This is a genomic window from Actinocatenispora thailandica, from assembly GCF_016865425.1.
Taxonomy (GTDB): domain Bacteria; phylum Actinomycetota; class Actinomycetes; order Mycobacteriales; family Micromonosporaceae; genus Actinocatenispora; species Actinocatenispora thailandica.
Genome location: NZ_AP023355.1, coordinates 1,248,113 through 1,270,395, shown reverse-complemented (window position 1 = coordinate 1,270,395; position 22,283 = coordinate 1,248,113). Strand labels below are relative to the sequence as shown.

20 protein-coding genes are annotated in these 22,283 nt (G+C 74.6%); 8 read left to right on the top strand and 12 right to left on the bottom strand.

Translation table 11 applies throughout. The features are described 5' to 3' along the window. Positions 1 to 121: 121 nt before the first annotated feature. From eccD to Athai_RS05595, 5 genes are all read right to left on the bottom strand, one after another. Complete coding sequence (gene eccD / locus Athai_RS05615) at positions 122 to 1,495, bottom strand: type VII secretion integral membrane protein EccD (RefSeq protein ID WP_203960489.1); 1,374 nt, start codon at positions 1,493 to 1,495, stop codon at positions 122 to 124. A 113-nt stretch (positions 1,496 to 1,608) separates the two neighbouring features. Further along, entirely contained in the window at positions 1,609 to 1,917 is a 309-nt protein-coding gene (locus Athai_RS05610) for a YbaB/EbfC family nucleoid-associated protein (RefSeq protein ID WP_203960488.1), read from the bottom strand. 16 nt (positions 1,918 to 1,933) lie between these two features. After that, positions 1,934 to 2,476, bottom strand: a complete 543-nt coding sequence (locus Athai_RS05605; protein ID WP_203960487.1) for a hypothetical protein — start codon at positions 2,474 to 2,476, stop codon at positions 1,934 to 1,936. Further along, entirely contained in the window at positions 2,473 to 3,687 is a 1,215-nt protein-coding gene (locus Athai_RS05600) for a WXG100 family type VII secretion target (RefSeq protein WP_203960486.1), read from the bottom strand. The genes Athai_RS05605 and Athai_RS05600 overlap by 4 nt, the downstream gene beginning before the upstream one ends. A gap of 29 nt (positions 3,688 to 3,716) precedes the next feature. Continuing rightward, complete coding sequence (locus Athai_RS05595; protein ID WP_239156740.1) at positions 3,717 to 4,460, bottom strand: WXG100 family type VII secretion target; 744 nt, start codon at positions 4,458 to 4,460, stop codon at positions 3,717 to 3,719. Positions 4,461 to 4,630: 170 nt separating this feature from the next. Here Athai_RS05595 and eccCa point away from each other — a divergent pair, with 170 nt between their 5' ends. From eccCa to Athai_RS05560, 7 genes are all read left to right on the top strand, one after another. Continuing rightward, entirely contained in the window at positions 4,631 to 8,593 is a 3,963-nt protein-coding gene (eccCa, locus tag Athai_RS05590; protein WP_203960485.1) for a type VII secretion protein EccCa, read from the top strand. Positions 8,594 to 8,759: 166 nt separating this feature from the next. After that, complete coding sequence (locus Athai_RS05585; RefSeq protein WP_203960484.1) at positions 8,760 to 9,074, top strand: WXG100 family type VII secretion target; 315 nt, start codon at positions 8,760 to 8,762, stop codon at positions 9,072 to 9,074. A 73-nt stretch (positions 9,075 to 9,147) separates the two neighbouring features. After that, the gene (locus Athai_RS05580) at positions 9,148 to 9,450 is read left to right on the top strand and encodes a WXG100 family type VII secretion target (RefSeq protein ID WP_203960483.1); all 303 of its coding nucleotides are present in this window, start codon (positions 9,148 to 9,150) and stop codon (positions 9,448 to 9,450) included. Between the two features lie 311 nt (positions 9,451 to 9,761). Next, positions 9,762 to 10,082 carry a hypothetical protein gene (locus Athai_RS05575; RefSeq protein ID WP_203960482.1) on the top strand — a complete coding sequence of 107 codons (321 nt, stop codon included), beginning with the start codon at positions 9,762 to 9,764 and terminating at the stop codon, positions 10,080 to 10,082. Between the two features lie 2 nt (positions 10,083 to 10,084). Then, complete coding sequence (locus tag Athai_RS05570) at positions 10,085 to 11,296, top strand: WXG100 family type VII secretion target (RefSeq protein ID WP_203960481.1); 1,212 nt, start codon at positions 10,085 to 10,087, stop codon at positions 11,294 to 11,296. Next, entirely contained in the window at positions 11,293 to 12,675 is a 1,383-nt protein-coding gene (locus tag Athai_RS05565; RefSeq protein WP_203960480.1) for an alpha/beta hydrolase, read from the top strand. Before Athai_RS05570 ends, Athai_RS05565 begins: the two co-directional genes overlap by 4 nt. Further along, positions 12,672 to 13,031 carry a hypothetical protein gene (locus tag Athai_RS05560; RefSeq protein WP_203960479.1) on the top strand — a complete coding sequence of 120 codons (360 nt, stop codon included), beginning with the start codon at positions 12,672 to 12,674 and terminating at the stop codon, positions 13,029 to 13,031. Before Athai_RS05565 ends, Athai_RS05560 begins: the two co-directional genes overlap by 4 nt. A 37-nt stretch (positions 13,032 to 13,068) precedes the next feature. Here the strand turns inward: Athai_RS05560 and Athai_RS05555 are convergent, their stop codons facing one another. From Athai_RS05555 to Athai_RS05535, 5 genes are all read right to left on the bottom strand, one after another. After that, entirely contained in the window at positions 13,069 to 15,186 is a 2,118-nt protein-coding gene (locus Athai_RS05555) for a bifunctional polysaccharide deacetylase/glycosyltransferase family 2 protein (protein WP_203960478.1), read from the bottom strand. Continuing rightward, positions 15,186 to 15,629: a hypothetical protein gene (locus Athai_RS05550; protein ID WP_203960477.1), complete on the bottom strand. Its 444-nt coding sequence runs from the start codon at positions 15,627 to 15,629 to the stop codon at positions 15,186 to 15,188. The genes Athai_RS05555 and Athai_RS05550 overlap by 1 nt, the downstream gene beginning before the upstream one ends. A 142-nt stretch (positions 15,630 to 15,771) precedes the next feature. After that, on the bottom strand, positions 15,772 to 16,953 hold the full coding sequence (locus tag Athai_RS05545; protein WP_203960476.1) for a S8 family serine peptidase: 1,182 nt from the start codon (positions 16,951 to 16,953) through the stop codon (positions 15,772 to 15,774). 50 nt (positions 16,954 to 17,003) lie between these two features. Further along, entirely contained in the window at positions 17,004 to 18,386 is a 1,383-nt protein-coding gene (locus Athai_RS05540) for a sensor histidine kinase (protein WP_203960475.1), read from the bottom strand. Positions 18,387 to 18,816: 430 nt separating this feature from the next. Then, entirely contained in the window at positions 18,817 to 19,383 is a 567-nt protein-coding gene (locus tag Athai_RS05535; protein WP_203960474.1) for a DUF1707 SHOCT-like domain-containing protein, read from the bottom strand. Between the two features lie 271 nt (positions 19,384 to 19,654). On the opposite strand from Athai_RS05535, the gene Athai_RS05530 reads away from it, so the two are divergent. Then, positions 19,655 to 20,689 carry a lactonase family protein gene (locus Athai_RS05530; RefSeq protein ID WP_203960473.1) on the top strand — a complete coding sequence of 345 codons (1,035 nt, stop codon included), beginning with the start codon at positions 19,655 to 19,657 and terminating at the stop codon, positions 20,687 to 20,689. 87 nt (positions 20,690 to 20,776) lie between these two features. Here Athai_RS05530 and Athai_RS05525 read toward each other — a convergent pair whose 3' ends face one another. Both Athai_RS05525 and Athai_RS05520 read right to left on the bottom strand, forming a co-directional pair. Further along, positions 20,777 to 21,667: an N-acetylmuramoyl-L-alanine amidase gene (locus tag Athai_RS05525; RefSeq protein ID WP_203960472.1), complete on the bottom strand. Its 891-nt coding sequence runs from the start codon at positions 21,665 to 21,667 to the stop codon at positions 20,777 to 20,779. A 97-nt stretch (positions 21,668 to 21,764) separates the two neighbouring features. Next, entirely contained in the window at positions 21,765 to 22,172 is a 408-nt protein-coding gene (locus Athai_RS05520) for a PIN domain-containing protein (protein ID WP_203960471.1), read from the bottom strand. Positions 22,173 to 22,283: the final 111 nt, after the last annotated feature.

The window sequence follows — 22,283 nt, the reverse complement described above, 5'->3', positions numbered from 1 at the left end:
ACGGCCACGGCCACGGCCACGGCCACGGCCACGGCCACGGCGATCAGGGTGTAGTCCGTCCTGGCAAGCGCACACCGTCAAGACGGCACCACTGTCAACCGGGGGTGTGCGGCCGGCGGGGTCAGCCGGTGAGGTCGCGGACCCGCTGGTAGATCTCCAGAACCGCGGCGGCGAGCGGAAGCACACCGACCAGGGACAGGAACTCCAGCACGTCGAACAGCCGGGACCAGTACGGCGACGGATCGCGCGCCCCCGCCCGCAGCGCCACCAGCGTCGAACCGACCACCACCAGCAGCGCGACCAGCAGCAGTACCAGCCGGAGCGAGTCACCGCCCTCGACGGCGAGCCGGGCGCCGACCGCGATCAGCGCCACCGCCCCGCCGACCAGCAGCGCGATCCGCTGCCCGGTACCGGCATAGGACCGGGACCGCAGCAGCAGCGCCAGCCCGGCGACGCCGGCCACCGCCCACCCCCAGCGGGAGCCGCCGAGTACCAGGACACCGGCGGCACCGGCGACCACCGCGGCCAGCGCCGCGAGCAGCCCGGTCAGCGCGGACTGCGCGGCGGCGGTCTCGTCCACCACGTCGCGGCCGGCGACCGGGCTCTCCTCGGCCCGGAACGCGGCCACGTCGGACGGGATCCGCGGCAGCGGCAACCGGCCCAGCCGCAGCGCCAGCATCGGCAGCGCCGGGCAGCACACCACCGCGACCGCGGCGGCGACCGCCGCGCCCCGTACCGGGGTGGAGTGCGCGAGGACCGCGATCGAACCGGCCAGGCAGCCGCCGGCGCCCGCGACGCCGACCGCGACGAACCAGGCGATCCGGTCCGCGACGGCGAGCGCGGCGAGTGCCGCGTACACGGTGACCGCGGCGAGCCCCAGCGCGAACCGGGCGGTACCGGTGACGTCCGGGATCGCGGTGGCGCCGGCGAGCAGCGCGGCCGGCACCCCCGCGGCGGCGAGCACCGCACCGGCGGTGGCGTCCGCGTACGCCCGGGACAGCGCGCCGCCGGAGACGACCAGCAGCAGCGCGAGCAGCCCCGTCCCGGCCGGGGCGAGGGGCCAATCGGGCCCGGCGAAGGTGAGCAGCGCGACCGCGCAGGCCGCGGCGAGAGCGGCGGCGAGCAGCGCCGCCCGCCGGGCCAGCCGCGGCCGCCAGCCGCCCGGCCCGTCCGCCGCGCTCGCGATCGCGTCCACCACGTCGTCGAACAGCAGCGGGGTGATCCTGGTCCGCCGCGGGTTGAGGTAGAGCACGTCGCCGTCGTGCACCCCGGCCCGGGCGACCGTCAGCCCGGCCTCGAACGGTTCGGCACCGAGCCGCGCCAGCGACCAACCGGTGACCGCGCCGGTCGGCGCCGGCTCCGGCAGCTGCGCCCCGGTCATCGCGACCAGCTGCGGCAACAGTTCGGCGAGGGTACTTTCCACCGGCAGCGCGACGTCGACCCGCGCCCGCGGACTGACCACCGTGACCCGACGGGGCGTCGAGGACACCGACATGGCGTTGTGCTCCCTTCAGCGGTCCGCCGAGAACGGACCGTCGGCGACGCCGTCCCACGCGCACCTCTGCACGCCCGGATGCACCGTGCGGTCGGCGCGGTGCGGCGGAACGCTCAGATGTCGGTACCGGCGGCGTCGATGACCGGCTGGAACTTCGCGGTACTGGCCTCGCCGAGCCGCCGCAGCCCGTCGTTGACGGCCTCCAGCACCACATCGCCGAGCGCCTCCGCGTCGAGCCGCCGGGCCACGTCCGGGTCGATCGAGATCTCGGTGAACCGGCCGGTGCCGCGCAGCGTCACCTTCACCTCGTTGTTGCGCGAGTAGCCGGTGATGGCGAGGTCGGTCACCGACTTCTGGATCCGCTCGACCTCCTCCTGCTGCTTGCGCACCCGGTCGAGCAGGTCGTCGATCTCGGCGTTCATGTCACCATCCCTGTGGTCACTGGTGGATCGCGGCCGGTGCGGCACTGCCCAGGTCGGCGAGGCGGGACCGCAGCGCGGTGGTCACGCTACCGGCGGCGGTCAGGTATGTCTCCCCCACCGAGCGGGCCACGGCGAGCACCGCGGCGCACTGCCCGGCCGGCACCGCACCGCATCGCGCGATCAGCGCGCCGAAGTCCCGCTCGAAGCCGGCGCCGAGCGCGTCGATGCCGGCCGCTGCCCGGATCAGCGCGTCCGCGGCGCCGTCGAGCACGTCGCGCTGCGAGCGCAGCAGCGTCGCGGTGTCGCCGAGCCGGTCCGCCGAGACGCCACCCGCCCGCCGGTACGCATCGGCCGCCGGTCCGGTCCAGTCGTCGACCAGTGCGGTGTCGCGGACCGCGTCGGCGACCTGCCCGAGCCGGTCGGCGCGGGTGGCGTGGCCGGACCCGGCCGCCCGCAGCGCCGCCGGGTCACCGGTCGCCGCCCGCCGGTACGCGGCCAGCACCGACCGGTACCGCTCGCGCAGCGCGGCCAGCACCCCGGACAGGTCGACGGTGCTCACGACACGCTCACCGCACCGTTCGCGTCGATGTCGACGTGCTCGGCGATCGACTCCGAGCCGGACGAGACGTTCAGGTCGATGCCGGTGGCGTGGCCCTGCTCGACCGGTACCTCGACGGTCACCGACAGGTCGCCCTTGGTCGCGGTGATCGTGGTGTCGTGCACGTCGCCGGAGCCGGTCGTGGTCGTCCCGCCGTCGCCGCTCCCGCCGTCGGAGCTGCCGGAGTCACCGCTCCCGGCATCACCGCTGCCGGCATCGCCGGCGGAGCCGGTGTCGGTGCCACCGGCGTCGCCGTTGCCGTCGACCGGGATCCAGCTGTCGTCCGCGCCGCCGGTGCCGGCGAGCGCGGTCGGGTTGTACCCGGTCAGCCAGGACGGCACCCCGCTCGTGCCCAGGCCGGTCGCGCCGAGTCCGAGGCCGGCGGTGACGCCGCTGGTGACCTGGCCGGGCACGTTGAGCAGCCCCTGCAGCCCGGTCGCCGCGGTGGTCCCGGTGACCGGGGTCATCGTCGGCAGCCCGGCGGTGCCGACGCCGCCGGCGATCGCCTGCTGGCCGGTACCGGAGGCGACCGTGGTCACCGTGCCCGGCGCGGTGACCGGCGAGGCGGAGACGCCGGAGCCGGACACCGCGCCGCCGGTGGCTGCCGAACCGCCGCCGAACAGCTGCTGCAGCGCGCCGATCACGGTGCCGAGGTCGGTCAGTACGGTGCCGAGCTTGGTCACCCCGAGGGCGTTCAGCAGCTGCCCGATGGCCTGGATGAACGAGCGCAGGGTGCCGGAGGTCGCGGTGGACAGGGCGCGCGCGGCGGCGTGCGTCCACGGGTTCGACATCAGCGCGGCGACCGTCGGGTTGACCGCGGAGACGATCGACCGGTACGCGGTCTGCACCGTCTGCACCAGCTGCGCGGCCTCCTGGAGCAGCTTGGCGCCGTCCTGGATCGCCTTGATGATCTTCTCGAACTGCTGCAGCGACTCGGCGATCTTGGTCAGCGCGCTCTCCGAGGCGTGCCCGGACCAGATCTCACCCAGCTGCTTGCGGGCCTTGTCCAGGTCCTCCAACAGCGAGACGAACTGGGTCGCCTTGCCCAGCACCTCGGTCACGTGCTGCAGGATCTGCGCGGGTTGGCCGGTGACGATCAGCGGCAGCATCGTGATGGGGCCGCCGCCGGCCGCGGTGGCATCCATCGCGCTGGAGTTCGGAAACGCGGTCACGACGCACCTCTCAAAGTCGTCGAGCCTGGTCAGGCAAGTGGTCGGTACACGCGGACCAGGCTTTCGTCCGGAAGGTCCGGGCCGACCGGACCGTGGTTGTAGAGCTGGCCGTCGCCACCGGCGACGCCGATGATCGACGGGCCGGTGGCGCCGCCGGCGGGGGCGGCGATCACCACGTCGCCGCGGGCCACGCCCGGTACGTCGGCCAGGCCACCCGCCTGCCCGCTGTACACCCCGATCACGCCGAGCCGGGACTGGTGGTCCGGGTCGCCGTCGAGCCAGTCGGCGAAGTCGGCCGCGTCGGCGAACCGGCCGGTCGGCGCCGGCCGGTAGCTCAGCTCGCCCATCCCGCTGTCGGACAGGTAGCCGAGCACGGTGTCGACCGAGTGCGGGGTACCGGTGGCGCCGGCGCTGTCGCCCACCGCCTGCCCGGCGAGCTGCGCGGCCGTGCCGTCGTGCCACAGCGGCGAGGACCCGCCGGAGTATCCGGCGGCCACCTGCTGGTCGGCCTGGTCGTAGCCGTCGGCGCTGCGCCGCACCGAATCCGCGGTGTCACCCAACAGATCCAGCAGCGAACGGACCGCGACGATCTGCTGGCCCTGCAGTTCGGTATTGGCGGTGGCGACCGCCGAGCCGAGCGTCGCGAACGACTCCGGCTCGACCATCAACGCCGACAGGTCGTGCAGCGCGTTGATGGCCTGCACCAGGATCGCACTGACGTTACCGACGGTGGCGCGCATCGCCTCCGGCGACGCCTGGTACTGGCCGTCCACACCCGCTCACCCCCTCGGCTCCGGCCACATCGTAGGTGCCGCCCGAGCACCGAATGAACGGCAAAAGTACCCACCATGAAGGGCTTGACCGATGGGCAATGTGACCGGGCAGTATGTCTGCTCGGGCCGTCGGTGCGCTGCGCCGGCGGCGGAGACCGCGAGGGAGTGCGATGAGCGTCGATACCGTACGGCGCCGGGGTCGGCGGGTCGCGCTGCCGGCGCCGCCGACCGGGGAGATCGGGCTGCAGTCGCCGCCGGTGCTGCCGCGCGGGTCCGGTCAGGGTGGCATGCAGCTGCTGTTCATGCTGCCGATGATGCTCGGCATGGGCGCCATGTCGTTCGTCTACATCGGACGGTCCGGCGGCGTGATGACCTACCTGTTCGGCGCGCTGTACGCCGGGGCCATGATCGGCATGCTGGTGATGTCGTTCTCCCGCGGCGGGATGGCGAAGAAGGCACAGATCAACAACGAACGGCGGGACTACCTGCGCTACCTCGCCGGGCTTCGCGGCCAGGTGCACAAGGTCGCCACCGCGCAGACCGCGGCGGCGCTGGCCGGCGCACCCGACCCGGCCGACCTGTGGACGATCGTGGACACCGAACGGCTGTGGGAGCGCGGCCGGGACGACGCGGACTTCTGCCGGGTGCGCATCGGCACCGGGCCGCAACGGCTCGCCACCCCGCTGCGGGCGCCGCAGACCGCGCCGCTGGAGGACCTCGACCCGCTGTGCTCGACCTCGCTGCGCCACTTCATCCGGGCGTACGCGACGGTGCCGGGGCTGCCCGTCGCGATCTCGCTGCGCGCGTTCCACTCGGTGCTGCTGTCCGGCGACCGGGCCGAGTCGCTCGACCTGGCCCGGTCGCTGCTCGCCGAACTCGCCGTCTTCCACGCCCCGGACGACCTGCGCATCGCGATCGCCGCGCCCACCGACCGGTGGTCGGACTGGGCCTGGACCAAGTGGCTGCCGCACACCCACGCGGCCGGCGCCGCCGACGCCGCCGGCCCGGTCCGGCTCTGCGCCGACGATCCGGCCCGGCTGGCCGAGCTGCTCGGCGCCGACCTGGGCGAGCGGCCGGCGTTCGGACACCGGTCCGCGAACGAGCTGCCGCACGTGCTGCTGGTGGTCGACGACGCGACCGCGGCGGCGGCGCCGTTCGACGGCGCGCTCGGCGGCGTCACCGTGCTGCGGGTCGGCGCGCCGCTGGACGAGGAGGCGCCGTCGATCCCGGGGGTGCTGCGGCTGCTGCTGACCGACGGCCGGGTCGGCATGGTCACCGACGACGGCGTCGCGTTCGCCGGCGACGCCGACCACCTGGACGCCGCGTCGGCGGAGGCGCTGGCCCGGCTGCTGACCCGGCGGCACGTCGGTACCCCGGTCCGCGACGACCTGCCGCTGTCGGCCACCTTCGGGCTCGCCGACCTGATCGGCATCGGCGACCCGCGGCGGCTCGACCCCGCCGTGACCTGGAGTTCTCGTACCGCGGGGAACCGGCTGCGGATCCCGCTGGGCATCGACCCGGACGGCCGACCGGTCGAGCTGGACCTGAAGGAGTCGGCGGAGAACGGGATGGGCCCGCACGGGCTGGTCATCGGCGCCACCGGGTCGGGCAAGAGCGAGCTGCTGCGTACCCTCGTGTCCGGCCTGGCGGTGACGCACTCGTCGGAGACGCTGAACCTGGCGCTGATCGACTTCAAGGGCGGTGCCACGTTCGCCGGCATGTCCGGGCTGCCGCACACCTGCGCGGTGATCACCAACCTGGCCGACGAGCTGCCGCTGGTGGACCGGATGGCGGACGCGCTGCGCGGCGAGCTGGTGCGCCGGCAGGAACTGCTGCGGGCGGCCGGCAACTTCGCCTCGGTGCGCGACTACGAGCGGGCCCGCGCCGGTGGGGCCGACCTCAAGCCGCTGCCGTCGCTGCTGGTGATCATCGACGAGTTCAGCGAGCTGCTGCACGACCGGCCGGAGTTCATCGACCTGTTCGTGATGATCGGCCGGCTCGGCCGGTCGCTCGGCATCCACCTGCTGCTCGCCTCCCAGCGGCTGGAGGAGGGCCGGCTGCGTGGCCTGGACTCGCACCTGTCGTACCGGATCGGGCTGCGCACCTTCTCCGCGTCGGAGTCGCGCGCGGTGCTCGGCGTGCCCGACGCGTACGAGCTGCCGCCGGTGCCCGGCTCGGCCTACCTCAAGGTCGACACGGCCACCCTGATCCGGTTCAAGGCGGCGTACGTGTCCGGCGAGCTGCCGCCGCTGGATGGCGGAGACGCGCACACCGGGCCGGCGCCGGTGCACCGGGCGCTGCCGTTCACCCTGGCCCGGGTGCCCGAACCGGAGGCGCTGCCGGCACCGGACACCGGACCGCGGCACGCGGCGCCCACCGGTGCCGCGCCGGCCGGCGAGACGATCCTGGACGCGATGGTCGCCGCGCTGGTGGGCAAGGGCCCGGCGGCACACCAGATCTGGCTGCCGCCGCTGGCCGAGCCGCCGAGCATGGACGGCCTGCTGCCGCCGCTGTCGGTCGACCCGGAGCGCGGCCTGTGCCCGGCCGGCTGGGCCGGCAACGGCCGGCTGACGGTGCCGGTGGCGATCGTGGACAAGCCGTTCGAGCAGCGCCGCGACCTGCTCTGGGCCGACCTGTCCGGGCAGGCCGGCAACGCGATCGTGGTGGGCGCACCGCAGGCCGGCAAGTCGACCCTGCTGCGCAGCCTGCTGACCGCGCTGGCACTCACCCACACCCCCGCCGAGGTGCAGTTCTTCGTGCTGGACTTCGGTGGCGGCGCGCTCGCCGCGATGGCCGGGCTGCCGCACGTGTCCGGTGCCGCCGCCCGGGTCGACGTGGAACGCTGCCGTCGGATCGTGGCCGAGCTGACCGCGCTGCTCGCCGAGCGGGAGGCGCTGTTCGCCGAGCACCGGATCGACTCGATGGCCTCGTTCCGGCGCCGGCGGGGCGAGCTGCGGGGCGCCGACGGGCGCGAGTTCGGCGACGTGTTCCTGTTCGTGGACGGCTGGATGACGCTGCGCCAGGAGTACGAGCCGTTGGAGCAGCAGATCACCACGCTCGCCGCCCGCGGTCTCGGCTTCGGCATCCACGTGGTGCTGTCCGCGAACCGCTGGATGGAGGTCCGGCCGCAGCTGCGCGACGTCATCGGTACCCGGTTCGAGCTGCGGCTGGGCGACCCGTCCGACTCCGGCATCGACCGGCGGGCCGCGGAGAACGTACCGAAGGCGGCCCCCGGACGCGGGCTGACCGCCGAGAAGCTGCACTTCCTCACCGCGCTGCCACGGCTGGACGGGAAGTCCACGGTGGACGACCTGACCGACGGCGCGGCCGACCTGGTCGCCCGGGTGCGCGCGGCATGGCCCGGCGAGCCGGCACCGCCGGTACGGCTGCTGCCGCGCCGGTTCGGCATCGACGTGCTGCCGGCGCCGGCGAGCCTGCCCGGCCGGACGATCCCGATCGGGGTCGGCGAGTCCGACCTCGGCCCGGTGGGCATCGACCTGTCCGCCGAGCCGCACTTCGTGCTGTTCGGCGACACCGAGTCGGGCAAGTCGAACCTGCTGCGGCTGATCGGCCGGGGCATCACCGAGCGCTACACCCCGGCCGAGGCGGCGGTACTGGTGGTCGACTACCGGCACGGCCTGCTCGACGCGGTCGGCGGCGACCACCTGATGTCGTACGCGGCGGCCGAGCCGACGCTCGCCGGGGTGGTGGGCGAGGTGCAGCAGGCGATGCAGGCCCGGCTGCCCGGCCCGGACGTCCGCCCGGAGCAGCTGCGGGACCGCTCCTGGTGGTCCGGGCCGGACCTGTTCGTCCTGGTCGACGACTACGACCTGGTGGCGGTGTCGGGCCGCAACCCGCTCGCCCCGCTGCTGGAGTTCGTCCCGCTGGCCCGCGACATCGGCCTGCACCTGATCCTCGCCCGGCACGCCGGCGGTGCGTCGAAGGCGCTGTACGAGCCGATCATGGGGCGGATCCGGGAACTCGGCAGCCCCGGCCTGCTGCTGTCCGGGGCCAAGGACGAGGGCGTCATCCTGGGCGACGTGAAGATGTCCGCCCAGCCGCCCGGGCGCGGCACGCTGGTCCGCCGGCGGTTCGCCCCGGAGCTGATCCAGCTGGCGCTGTTGGACGGCTGACATCGGTTTCTCGCCCGGATGTGGGTAATTCGGCCGTACCGCGAACGGTAGTTGTGCCGTGCACTGGGGTGACCGTCAACTCATAGGGTTTGCGAACAGAAGAGACTGATCAACGAGGAGGTGACCCGTCGTGGGTAGCCCGGGATTCCAGTCAGATTCCACCGCCATGACCAAGGCGGTACAGGGGTTCGACGAGTGCGCGAGCGGCGCGGCCAAGACCATGGCCGAGCTGGAGAACGACCTCGTCAACGTGCTCAGCCACTACGCGGGCGACCAGGCCAACGCGTTCTGGCAGCTGCACGGCAAGCTGCAGGAGGACATGAAGGTCGCCGCGCGCGAGCTGGACAACATGTCGCAGCTGGTGAACCAGAGCTTCCACAACTACGGCAGCGGTGACTCGACGGTCTCCGACTCGTTCCGCAACCTCAACGGTGCGGTCAACTCGGGCGGCGCCGTTCTCAACCGGCTGTCCGGCAGCTGAGAGGTCCGCTGACGGCGGCTCGCACCCCGCCGACCCCCACACGACAGCGCCGCAGATCCTGATCGGAGTAACCATGTCGGCCGAAGTCATCAACGTCGAGTTCGGCGCCCTGCGGTCCAGCGCGGACGCACTGTTCGCCAAGGCCAAGGCGTTGGACAACTACATGGACCAGCTGCACCAGCACCTGGCTCCCGTCAAGCAGACCTGGTACGCGTCGGGCTCCAGCGCCGGCCAGGCCGCCGAGCAGTCCGAGACCCGGCTGCGCGCCGCGATCGCCGACATCGTCGGCGTGATCGGCCAGTTCTCCGGGAAAGTCAACGAGGCGCACGATCTCCAGCTGGCGCTGGAGAACAAGAACGCCGGCTACTTCAACTGATCGATCCGCTACGGACGATCGCCCGTGGCCGCACCCGAACCGACCCGTTCGGTTCGGGACCCGGCCGCCCACGTGCCGGCGGACGCATCCTCCCTACTGATGAGCGTCCGCCGGCACCCGGGAGCCACCCCGGGAGCCCCGGCACCCGGCCGGGGCTCTCGCCGCCGGAACGCCGCACAGGCCGCCGGCGGCGAGGGCCCGGTCGGGTTTCTGGTGTCGGTGCGGCGGTTCGGTCGGCGACGGCGACACCGTTCGGCACCCTGCGCCGGTCCGCCTGCCGGCACAGACCGCCTGCGATCCCGGGAGACGGCATGCACGACCATTCGTTCCGCGTCCACCTCCAGTCGCTCAAGGACTTCGCGCACGAGCTGGAGACGCAGCTCGACGCGCTCGGCCGGCCCACCGACGGGCTGGCCGCGCTGGCCGAGCACCCCATGCTGCTGGGTGACTTCGCCGAAGCGACCTCACTCGCGCAACGCCACCAGGCAGCCGTGGACCAGATGCACGCGCTGCTCGGCAACGTACGCGAAGCGATCGGCTTCGCCGGCGACGTGACGCACACCGTCGCCGACGGGTACGAGCAGGCCGACGAGGACATCGCCAACGCCATCGGCTACCACGGGAGGGGTTGACGATGACCGACTTCAGCAAGTTCAGTCACCCGCAGCTCATCGCCATGCTGTACGCCGGGGACCCGCAGACGGTGCGCGCGGCGAGCGGCACCTGGGACTCCACCGGTGGCACCCTGCACGACCGGGCCAACGACCTGGAGAAGCAGCTGCGGTCGTTCTCCGACAAGTGGTCCGGCGGCGCGGCGCAGCAGTACCACACGATGATCAAGGACCTGGCCAACGGCATCCGCAAGGTCGCCGGCACCGCGTACGACGTGCGCGACCTGACGGTGTCCGCGGCCGAGGCGCAGGAGAAGGCGCGCAAGGCGATGCCGCGGGCACAGTCGGTGCCGGACCTGTCCGCGAGCACCGTGCAGCTCGCCAGCACCCCGCTGTCCGCCGACCCGGGCCTGTCCCCGCAGGTACAGCAGCAGCTGGCGGAACGCCAGAGCGCCGCGATCAAGGCGGTCAAGGAGCACCAGCAGGCGGCCGCCGCCGCGGACGAGGCCCACCAGCAGGCGGTCCTGGTGATGACCACGCTCGCCGGCCACTACACGGCCGCCGAGCAGTCCATGCCGGTCACGCCGGACGCCGCGCCCGCCCCGTCGGTACCGCAGGACACCACGACGACCACGACGACCACGCTGCCGGCCCTCAACCCGGCGCTGGAACCGGTCTCCGCCGGCGGTACCGTCTCGACCGCGCTGCCGGTGATCGCCGGCGTCGGCGCGGTCGCCGCGACGAGCCCGCTGTTCGGCCGGATGTTCACCGCGGGCCTGGCCGCCGCGTCGGCAGCCACCGCCGGCCGGTTCGGCGGCGTGCTGCCGAAGCTGCCCGGGTTCATGAAGCGCAACGGCGACAAGACCAGGAAGAAGGCCGCGGGTACCACCGGCACCGGCGGTGCGGGTACCGGTGGTCTCGGCGGCGGCGGCGGCATCGGTGGCGGCGGTGCCGGCGGTGCCGGCGACTCGGCCGCCGCGGCGGCCAGCCCGTCGCTCGCCTCCGAGGGTGTTGCCGGCGCCGCCGCGGCGGGTGTCGGTGCGGGTGCCGCCGCCGCCGGTGGCGCCGCCACCAAGGGCATGGGCATGATGCCGATGATGCCGATGGGTGCCGGGATGGGTGCCGGCGACATGGGCGCCGGGCGGCGCATCCCGCCGTGGCTGGTCGAAACCGAGAACGTCTGGGGCGAGACGACCATGGTCGCCCCGTCCGTGATCGGTGAGGACTCGGTGTGAACAGCGTGGCGCTGCCGACCGGCACCCGGACCGGCACGCCAGCACCGGCGTCCACCGGGGCGGCCACCGGCAGCGCGATCCGGGCCTCGGCCGCCGGGGCGTTCTTCGCCCGCCCGGGAGCCCTGGCCCGCGCCGCCGGGACGCTCGCCGACCGGGCCGGCACGCTGGCCACGATGGACGCCGAGGTCGCCGCCACCGCGCTGCCGGCCGGCGCGTTCGGCGGGGTGCCGGAGTCCGCGGCCCTGCAGCAGCGCTACGCCACGGCCGTGGCGGCGGTTCGCGACCAGCTCCGGTCGGGCGGGCAGGGACTCACCGCGCTGGCCGACGGGCTGCGCGGCAGCGCCAGCGGGTACCGCACCGCCGACGCCGACGCGGCCTCCGGCTACCGGTCGCTGCTCGCCGGCGAGAGTTCCGGCAGCGCGTCGTTCGACCAGCTGATCGCGGCGAACCGGGGCAAGGTCGCGACCGCCCTCGCCAACGAGCAGGGCACGCTCGCCTCGCTGCGGGCCGCGCAGCAGGCCCGCTCGCGGGAGTCGTTCTTCCAGCGGCTGTTCGACGGCGGCCACGACCTCGGCGACGAGATCGACAGCGCCCAGCGACGGGTGGACCTCTACCAGTCGATCCTCGACGACAACCGCAAGATCCTCGACTTCGACCCGAGCGGCAACGGCCGGATCGTCGAGCTGGTCGGCGACCTCGACGCCGGTACCCACGACGTCGGGGTGCTGGTGCCCGGCACGTTCGCCAACCTGGACAACTACGACGGGCTGTACGAGCGGGCGAAGTCGTTCGTGGACGCCGATCCGACCGGCGGCCTGGCGATGGTCACCTGGCAGAACGGCGACTTCCCGCCGAGCCTGCCGGACGCCGCGTCGGCCAGCTACTCGCAGGCCCTGGCGCCACGGCTGGCGGACTTCTCCCACCAGCTGCGCTCGGCGATCGACTCGTCCCCGGCCGCCGGCAACGACGTGCAGGTCACCGTCGCCGGCCACTCGTACGGCGGGGCCGTGGTCGGCCTGGCCGAGCACGACGGGCTGGACGCCGACCGGGTGCTGTCGATCGAGTCGGCCGGGATGGGCCACGACGTGTGGGGCCCGGCCGACCTGCACGACACCCAGCCGACCGTGCAGCACTACTCGATGACCGCGCCCGGTGACCCGATCGGGTACGTGCAGGGGGTGCAGGTCGGCAGCCTCGGCCACGGCGCCGATCCGGACACCTTCCCCGGCACGGTCGACCTCGCCACCGGCAACTACCCCGACGGCACCGAGCTGCACGGGGTGTCCGCGCACTCGGACGTGTTCACCTACCACTCCGACGCCTGGTGGAACATGTACGGCGTGTTCACCGGCGGCGCCATCAGCACGGTGGCCCCGTGAGCGAGCCGGGCGTCCAGCTCGCCGAGGCCGCCGCGCAGCTACGTGCCGCGGTCGAGGACATCCTGCTCCGGCTCGGTGTCGGCCCGGCGGGCGGCACCGTCACCCGGGACGAGGCGCTCGCCGCCGGGCCCGGCGCGGTGCGCTGGGAGTACAACGTCCGGGCGGGCGCGGCCGGCAGCGTCGACGTGGCCGCGCTGGCCGCCGCGTACCGGGCCGCCGGCTGGACCGTCACCGACCGCAGCGGCCCCCGGGAGCAGGCGGTGCAGCTGCAACGCGACGGGATGGCGCTCGGCGTCCACCACGCCGCCGGCACCGTCGTCGTCGGCGGCGCCACCCCCGACGTGCCGACCCGCTGACCGGCACCGTCCGGCGCCACCGGGCAGCGGCCGGCGGTCAGGACCCGACCGGTACGCCGGCCGACACCGCACCGGTCCGATGCATCCGCTGCCAGCGCAGCCGGGCCCCGGCCACCGCCATCGCCGCCGACTGCAGCACCACGAGGTACAGCAACTGCCGGTACACCAGCTGCTGCAGCGGCAGCGTCCACAGCGGGCGCAGCGACTCGCGGTCCAGCCGCAGCGCGTACCCGGCCGCCAGGCCCTGCGCGAGCAGGAACCCGAGCCACACCGCACCGACCCGGACCGGGTCCAGGAACACCAGGGCGTAGCAGGCGAGCAGGTCGACCGACGGCGCGAGCAGCGGCAGCACCAGCTGGAACAGCAGGAGGTACGGCAGTGCGCGGCGCCCCAGCCGGCCGGCCTGGCCGCGCTCGAACACGGCCCGGCGATGCTTCCACATCGACTGGAACGTGCCGTAGCACCAGCGGTACCGCTGGCGCCACAGCTGGCGCAGCGACGACGGCACCTCGGTCCACGCGCGCGCCGACTCCTCGTACACCACCCGCCAGCCGGCCCGGCACAGCGCCATCGTCAGGTCGGTGTCCTCGGCGAGGGTCTCGCCGCTCAACCCGCCGACCTCCATCAACGCGTCGCGACGGAACGCACCGATCGCGCCGGGCACGGTCGGCATGCACTCGGCCATCTCGTACATCCGCCGGTCGAGGTTGAACCCCATCACGTACTCCAGGTGCTGCCACCGGCCGAGCAGCCCCGTCCGGTTCGCCACCTTCGTGTTGCCGCTGACGGCGCCCACCCGTGGATCCGCCAGCGGTTGCACCAGCCGCGCGATCGTGTGCCGCTCGAACACCGTGTCGCCGTCCACGAGCACCAGCACCTCGCCGCGGGCGACCCGGATCCCGGTGTTCAGCGCGGCCGGCTTGCCGGCGTTGCGCTGCCGCAGTACCCGCACCCCGGGCAGTCCGAGGTCCGCGACGATCCCGGCGGTACCGTCGGTCGACCCGTCGTCGACGACGACCACCTCCACCCGCGGGTACGAGGTGTCGACCAGCGACCGCACGCTGGCGGCGATGTTCGCCGCCTCGTTGTAGGCCGGGACCACCACGGTCACGGTTGGCCAGATCGGCGCCCGCCGGGTCCTGGCTCGTCGCCGGACCCGACGGCGATGCCGTCGCGCGCACACCAGCTGGACCAGCAGCCGTACGCAGGTCAGCACCCCGGCCGCGGTCAGGATCCAGGTCAGCCAGCCGGCGACCGCGTGCGCCGCGCGCTGGGTGGCGGCGAGGACGTCGCCCTGGATCCGTTCGCCGCGGGTGGCCGGGGTGTTGCCGGGCAACCCGAGTGCGGCGGACAGCGTGCTGAACCGGTAGCCGCGCTCGGACAGGCGGGTCAGCAACCGGTCCACGGCGGCCACGGTCTGTGCCCGGTTCCCGCCACCGTCGTGCAGCAACACGACCGCTCCGTCGTGCCCGGCGGGCGTCGCGGCCGAGACGATGTGGTCGACGCCCGGGCGCTGCCAGTCGTCGGTGTCCCGGTCGGCCAGGCACACCAGGTACCCCTCGGCGGCGGCTCGCCGGGCTGCCGCGTACTCGGTGGCGTCCAGCGCGGCCGGCGTGGACGAGTAGGGCGGCCGGAACAGCCGGGTCCGGACGCCGGCCGCCCCGGCCAGTGCGGTGCCGGTCAGCCGCAGTTCGCTGGTCTGCCGCCAGCGCCCGGCCCGGCCCAGGTCGACGTGGGTGAACGTGTGCGAGCCGACCTCGTTGCCGCCGGCCAGGATGCGTCGCACCAGCTCGGGATGGGCGTTGGCGCGGGAGCCGACGACGAAGAACGTGGCGGTCGCGTGGTGCCGGGCGAGCACCGCCAGGATCCTCGGCGTCCACACCGGGTCCGGACCGTCGTCGAAGGTCAACGCCACGGTACGGGCGGGCACCCGACGGCTGGTCACCCGGCCGCCGTCGAGGCGCAGTACCGGCCCGGCGTGCCGCGCCGCGGCCGGGGCCGGGCGGGACGACGGCGACGCCGGGCCGGTGCCGGCCGCGCCCTGTCGGTGACTGACGTACCCGTCGACGGACAGCAGACCGAACAACACGACGAGGAACAGGCTCAGCAACACCCAGTGCGCGCGCGGTGCCGGCAGGTTGGCATGCCGGCCCATCAGTGGTTGCCGTGCCCGTTCGGGTGGCTGGGTGTCGCACGGGCGTGCCCGGGCGCCGTGGTGGCGCTCGCCGCCGGCTCGGCGGCCCGCGTCATGCCCGGCCGGGCGGACGTCGCCGACGGTGTGCCGTGCACCGGGGCCGCCGGGCCGGTCGGCTGCGCGGGCTCCGCCGGTGCGCTCGCGGCGGCCGCCGGCCGGGACGGGTGGGTACCGGCCGAGCGCTGCGGCCACGGCGGTGCCGGTGAGGCGGGCGAACCGGACAGCGCGACCACCACCCCCGCCAGCGCCGCCAGCGTCCCGGCACCGGCGAGCACGGCCAGGCTCGTCAGGATTCGCCGTCGACGCCCGGACTCGTCGACGAACACCGGCCTGTCGGCTGCCTGATCGAGGGTGGCCAGTTCGACCGTCCGGTGGTCCGTCGAGCGCTGGGGTTGCCGAGTCACGATGGTTACTTCCCGGCCGCCGTCACCAGCGTTACAGCAGCGTACGGGTGCCCGGGCGGAGTTGTCGCCGGCATCACCGCCCGACACCGTCCTCGCCGGCGCCGCCCGGCGGGCCGACCGACGACGACGTGCCGGCCGCCGTTCAGGTCTGGCGGGCCGGGCGCCAGCGGCGGCGCCGGCCGCGACGCACCGTGCGTACCGCGAGCAGCAGGAGCAGCGCGGCGCCCGGCGCACCGAGTCCCGACACCAGCACCAGGTCGCGGTACGGCTCGGACGGCGGTACCGCGGCCACCGCCGCCGGGATGGCGGTCGGGCCGGGCGACGGCGACGACCGGTGCGCCGGCAGCGGGGCGCCGACCGCGGCGGCCGGGTCGATCATCCCGGCACCGAGCCGCGGGTCCCGCGCGGCCCCGGAATCCGTTGCGGTACGGGTGATCCGGTCCACCACCTGAGCCGCCGTCAACTTCGGCTGGTAGGCCCGGAGCAGCGCCGCCGCGCCCGCCGCGTAGCCGGCCGCCGCGGCCGGATCGGTGGCCGGCCACTTGTGCCCGAGCGCCCCGCCGGTACCGGCGGCGAGGCCGACCACGCCGGCACCCGGCGCCGCCACGTCCAGATAGTCGCCGTCCTCCGTGGACGCTGCCGCACCGTCCCGGCCCGCGACGGCGACGCCGAGCACCCCGGGCGAGGACGTCGGGTACGACCGGCCGACCGGGTGATCGGACGAACCGATCCGGGCCGGTGCCACCACCACCGCGTCGGCGTCCGCGGCGTCGCGCAGCGCGTCGGTCAGCGCGCCGCTGCCGTGCGCCGCCGGTACCGCCACGCAGATCACCGACGCGTGCGCGGCCACCGCCGCCTTGATCGCCGCCGCGAGGCCGTCCGGGTCCGGTTCGCTGTCGCCGCCGCTGGTCGTCTGGGTGTACTTGACCGACAGCAGCCGCGCGCCCGGAGCCAGTCCGACGAACGTGGTGTGCGCGTCCGGCCGGGCCGCGATCATCCCGGCGGCGAGCGTGCCGCGGCCGTCGCAGTCGTGCCGCGGATCGCTCATCCCGGCCACCGCCTTGGCGTCCGCCAGCCGGCCGGACAGCTGCCGGTTGGCCGCGTCGACCCCGGTACCCACCACCGCGACCAGCTGACCGGCGCCGGTGGACAGCCGCCAGATCCGCTTCGGCCCGAACAGGCCCTGCGGCCACGGCGCGGCGTCTGCGTACACCCCGGTGGGTGCGGCGCAGCCGGGCGCCGCGCTCGCCCGTACCGGGATGGCGAGTGTCGCACCGACCAGCAGCGTCACCGCGACCGCCAGCCCCGTCCACCGCATCGACATGCCCGCTCCGTTCGGTCGCCACGATCCGGCCTGCCTCCGGCGGTCCGGCCTCACCGCGGCACCCACAGGGTGATCCGGGTACCGCGGGACGGGCGGGACTCGATCTCGGCCCGGCCGCCGACCTCGGCCAGCCGGGCCCGGACCGATTCGGCCAGGCCGAACCCGAGGGTGTCGGCGTCCACCACGAAGCCCCGGCCATGGTCGCGCACCACCACCCGGATGCCCTCCCCGGCCTCGTCCACCCGGACCACCGCGTCGCAGCGCCCGGCGTGCTTCCTGGTGTTGCGCAACGCTTCCCGGACCGCGTCACGCATCGCCTCGCGCCGGTCGACCGGCAACCCGGCGTCGTCGATGTGCGCGACGACCAGCTCCACCGGCAGGCCACCCGCGACCGCCTCGCCGACCACCTCGGCCAGGTCGTCGGTGAGCCGCCGGTCGCTGTGGTTGGTCAGCTCGTCGAGGGTGCGGCGCAGCAACCCGGCCTGGCTGCGGGCGGTCGCCCGCAGCTCGGCCAGCGCGCTCGCCGGCTCGGCGTGGTCGAGCCCGGCACTGAGCGCCATCGCCTCCAGCGCCTGCAACACGGTGTCGTGCATGCCGCGCAGCATCCTGGCCCGTTCGGCCTGACGTCCGGCGCGCATGCCGATCAGCATCGCCAACCGGATGCCCATCCCGACCAGCGCCAGGACCAGGACGGTGAGCACCACCGTGAGCACCAGTGCGCCGAACCGGCCGATCGCGCCGCCGAGCGACAGTTCGCCGGGTCCGGCCGGGCTGAGCCACACCATCGCGAGCTGGGTCGGCACCGACAGCACCAGCGCGGCGACCGCCGCCTGCACGCCGCGCGCCGCCGACCACAGCGCGACCGTACCGATCAGGTACCCCCAGAACACGTCGTGGTACGCCGACTCCAGGTCGCCCGGCACGCTCGGCGCGGCGAGGACGTTGACGGCCACCGCCACCCCGAGGTCGACGACCAGGCCGATCCGCAGGCCCCGCTCGGTCAGTACCGGACGGGCCAGCACCAGCGCGATCACCGCGATGTTGGCGACCGCGAGCAGGATCGCGAGCGGCAGCACCGGCCCGAGCGTGGTGGCCCCGAACCGCGCGACGAGCACGCCCACCGGTACCGGCAGCGCCAGGGTGCGAAACACCGCCGGTGCGATCAGCAGGTACCGCCCGGAGCGGTGCATCAGCGCGTCCGGCCCGCCGGGCGCGGCGTCGGCACCGAGCAGCATCGTCACCCGCCGCCAGGCCGGCTGCGGGGTCGGATCGGCGGCGCCGTCGACCGGGGTGGCGCCCATCGCGACCACGGCGACGCCGCCGCGAAGCAGGGTGCGGACGAATCCGTGCGGGCGGACCGGTGGGCCGCTCGTCGGCCGGGTCGGGGGCACGACGGGGTCGGTCAGCGAACCGCCGTCCCGCGCCGACCGCACGCCTCGCCTCCCCAGGACGTGCCGTCATCGCCTCTGACCGCCGGGCCGTGGACAGGACACCCGGCGTCGCCCGATCCGGCCGACACGTACCAGTGGTGTAGCAAGACCGTTGCGTCCCGGGCAAGGGCCACTGGTCGGTGATCCCGGATTTACCGGTATTTCTGACGACGGTCGTCCCGCTCGCCGGGAGAACCGTCCCGACCTTCGGGCAGTGAGCGGTGTCGGGATGGATGGCCGGAGCCGACGGGGTGACGGCTACACCCGCCGGCTCCGGCCCGCGCCGCCGGGGCGATCCGGCCCCGGACACGCCCTCAGCATTCACCGGGAGTTGCGTTGCGCGACGGACAGGATGTGCGAAGTCCACCGTTGTGGCACAGAACATCCCCGGTTTTCCGGCCGGGCGGTCCGGACCGCGGATGGCACCGCCAGGTCAGCGGTAGTAGCCGTGGCCGCGGCGGTTGCGCCGATCGTCCCGGCGCTGCTGCCGCGCATCGCGGCGATCGTGCGGCCAGTCGCGGCGATCGTCCCGCCCGTTCAGCTCGCGCTGCCAGCCCTTGCCCCAGATCGAACCGAACACCACGGACAGCGCGATCGGGATCGCGAACATCCACCAGCCGAACCCGGTGGTCACCATCAGCACCACCGCACCGATCCAGGACACGCCGATCAGCGCACCGGCCGCCCGCTGCGCGGGGGTGCCCGGCGGGCGATGCTGGTCGAGGTCACCGCCGGCCGGGACCGGCCGGACCGCCGCGCCGGCGCCGGCGTCCGGCAGCGTCGGATGTGGCGCCGGAAGATCGGTGAAAAGGCTGGTCAGCTCGTCGGCGGTGCGCGCCTCGGCCGCCCTGCCGGACCGTTCGCTGTACTCGTCGACCTGGAGCCGGCCGGCCTTCATGTGCTCGCCGAGCGCCTGCACCGCCGACTCACGCTCGGCGTCACCGATCCGGACCGCCGTCGGACGGGGGCCCTCCCCTGACGTCCCGTCTTCGTTCGTCACGACTCCATCGTACGAGCCCGGGGCGCGCCCGGCGGACCGCGCGGCGGCAGCGGTACCGGGCGGGCAGCGGCCGGCAGAATGGCGGGTGGCGATCGTGGCGGTGCGCACCGGGTGGCGTCGGATGCTGTCGAGGCTCGACCCGGGGCTGCCGGGCGGAGGCGCAGCCGCACACCGGTGTCGTGTGCGAGTGTGTCGGCAACCCCGACAGCGTCGTGCCGAGTCCGACCGGCGCCGACGGACCACTGGGTGCGAACTCTGGGAGGCATGCGGCATGACCGACCGGCTGATCTTCATCGGCTGCTACACACCGGATTCCAGCGGCGGCGGGCGCGGCACCGGCATCGCGGTGTACCGGCAGGACCCCGGCAGCGGCGCGCTGACGGTGGCCGGCGAGACCGTCACCGCGCCCGGGCCGTCGTTCCTCGCCGCCCACCCGACCGGTCGGTACCTGTACGCGGTGGCCGAGCGGCCGGACGGCGCGGTGCGCGGCTACGCCGTCGACGGCGCCGGTCTCACCCCGCTCGGCGCCGAGCAGCCGACCGGCGGCAGCGACCCCTGCCATCTCAGCGTCGACCCGACCGGCCGCTGGCTGGTGACCGCCAACTACACCTCCGGTTCGGTGTCGGTGCACCCGATCGAACCGGACGGCAGCCTCGGTGAGCGCACCGACCTGGTGCAGCACACCGGATCCGGACCGAACACCGGCCGGCAGGAGGGGCCGCACGCGCACCAGGCCCGGTTCGATCCGGCCGGCCGCTACCTGCTGGTGAACGACCTGGGCACCGACACCGTGCACACCTACCTGCTGCGCGACGGACGGCTGGTGCAGCAGCGGGCGGCGCAGCTGCCGCCGGGAACCGGGCCGCGGCACCTGGCGTTCGCCGGCGACGACCGGGTGTACCTGGCCGCCGAGCTCGGGTCGAGCGTCACGCCGGCCGGCTACCAGCCGCGGACCGGCACGCTGAGCTTCGGCTCGCCGGTGCCGACCACCACCCGCGACCGGGAGAACTACCCCAGCGAGATCACGACCAGCCCGGACGGCCGGTTCGGCTACCTGGCGAACCGCGGTGCGAACACGGTCGCGGTGTTCGACCTGGACGGTGCGACGCCGCGGCTGCGCACCGAGGTACCGACGGACGGCGACTGGCCACGACACCTGGTGCTGTCCGGCGACCACCTCTACGTGGCGAACCAGAACTCCGACACCGTCGCGGTCTTCCAGCGGGACGCCGGCACCGGCGCGCTGCGCCAGACCGGCTCGGTGGCGGTACCGAGCCCGGCCTGCGTGCTGCCGGCCCTGGGCTGAGCCGCCGGCGGGGAACCTCACCGTCGGTCGGCGGGCCCGCTCTCCGGCTCGCTCGACCGGAGGTTCCCCCGGCAGCCGCCGCGGCCCTCAGGACAGGTACCGGCGGATCGCGACGTCCAGAGCGACCGCGATCCGCTGCCGGAACTTCGCCGAGGCAAGCTTGCCGGCGTCCCCGCTGTTGCGCATGTTCCCGCATTCCAGCAGCACCTTCGGCACCGTGGACAGGTTGAGCCCGGCCATGTCGGTGCGCCGGTTCAGCCCGTCGGTGCCGATGTAGTCGGCGACCGGCAGCCCGGTGCCGGACCGGTAGCCGTCCCGGACCGCGGCCGCCAGCCGGCGTGACGCCGCGGCCACCTTCTTCCCGCCGGCCATCGACGGCGGGTACATCACGTGAAAGCCGTGCCCATCGGCCGGACCACCGTCGGCGTGGATGGACAGCGCCGCATCCGCGTGCGCCTTGTTCCCGATCTCGGCCCGCTCGTCCACGCACGGGCCGACGCCGTGGTCGTCCTTGCGGGTCAGCACCACCTTCGCGCCGTCCGCGCGCAGCAACGCGGTGAGCCGCTTCGTCACGTCGAACGTGAACGCCGCCTCGTGGTACCCGCCGTCGGTCTCGGTACCGGTGGTGTCGCACGCCTTGCGGAACCCGCCCGCATTCACCAGCCGGTCGATCTGCTCGGGGTGGTCGAAGTTGCCGTCGTTGTGCCCGGCGTCCACGACGATCACCCGACCGGCCAGGGCCGGCCGCGCGGACCGGGACGGGGACGGAGCCCGTGTCGAGCCGGCCGTCGCGGACGGGCCGGGCGCTGCGGCGGCCGGCCCGTCACCGTGCCCGCTGGCACAGCCGGCCGGCACCAGCGCCGCGCCGAGCGCCAGCAGCCCGCCGATCCGCCACAGACCGCGTCGCAGGGCCGGGCGCCGCGGCTCGGCGACACGCTCCGGACCGGGTGCCATTCTGTGCGGAGCTCTGACGATCACGCGCGAACCGTACCGGACCGGGGCCGCACCCGGATCATCGGCCACGCAGCGCGAACCTTCCACCACCCACCGATGTCACCGGCGGCGCGCTGCCCCCTCAGGACGGCCGTGGCCGGTACACCGAACGCGGCCCGGCCACCACGGCGCCGAGCGCCCGGACCCGCTCCCGCAGCTCGCGGTCGGCGGTCACCACCAGGCAGCGGTCCGGCTGCCCGGCCCGGACGAACGCGACGATCGCATCGTCGCCGGACCGGGGCGCGGAGACCACCTCGACCCCCGGCACCGCGGCGACCCGGCGGGCCGCACCTTCCACCACCAGCACCATCCGGACCGGCCCGGTCCGGGCCCAGTCGGGCACGTCGGCGTCCGCGGCCAGGCCGGCGGCGGCCTGCGGTACCAGTGCGTCCCGCAGCCGGGCCGCCGCGCCCGCCCGGTCCCGCCACCAGCCGTCCGGTACCGAGCCCACCACGTTCGCCGCGTCGACCACCACCACCGGCTGCGTCATCCCGCCAGTGTCTCGCGCCGGACGCCGGTCGCCTCGTTGCGCCGGCCGTACGCTCGGCGCCGGCCCGGTACCGGGGTCCGGTGTCGACACCGGACCCGGTCCGCGGTGAGA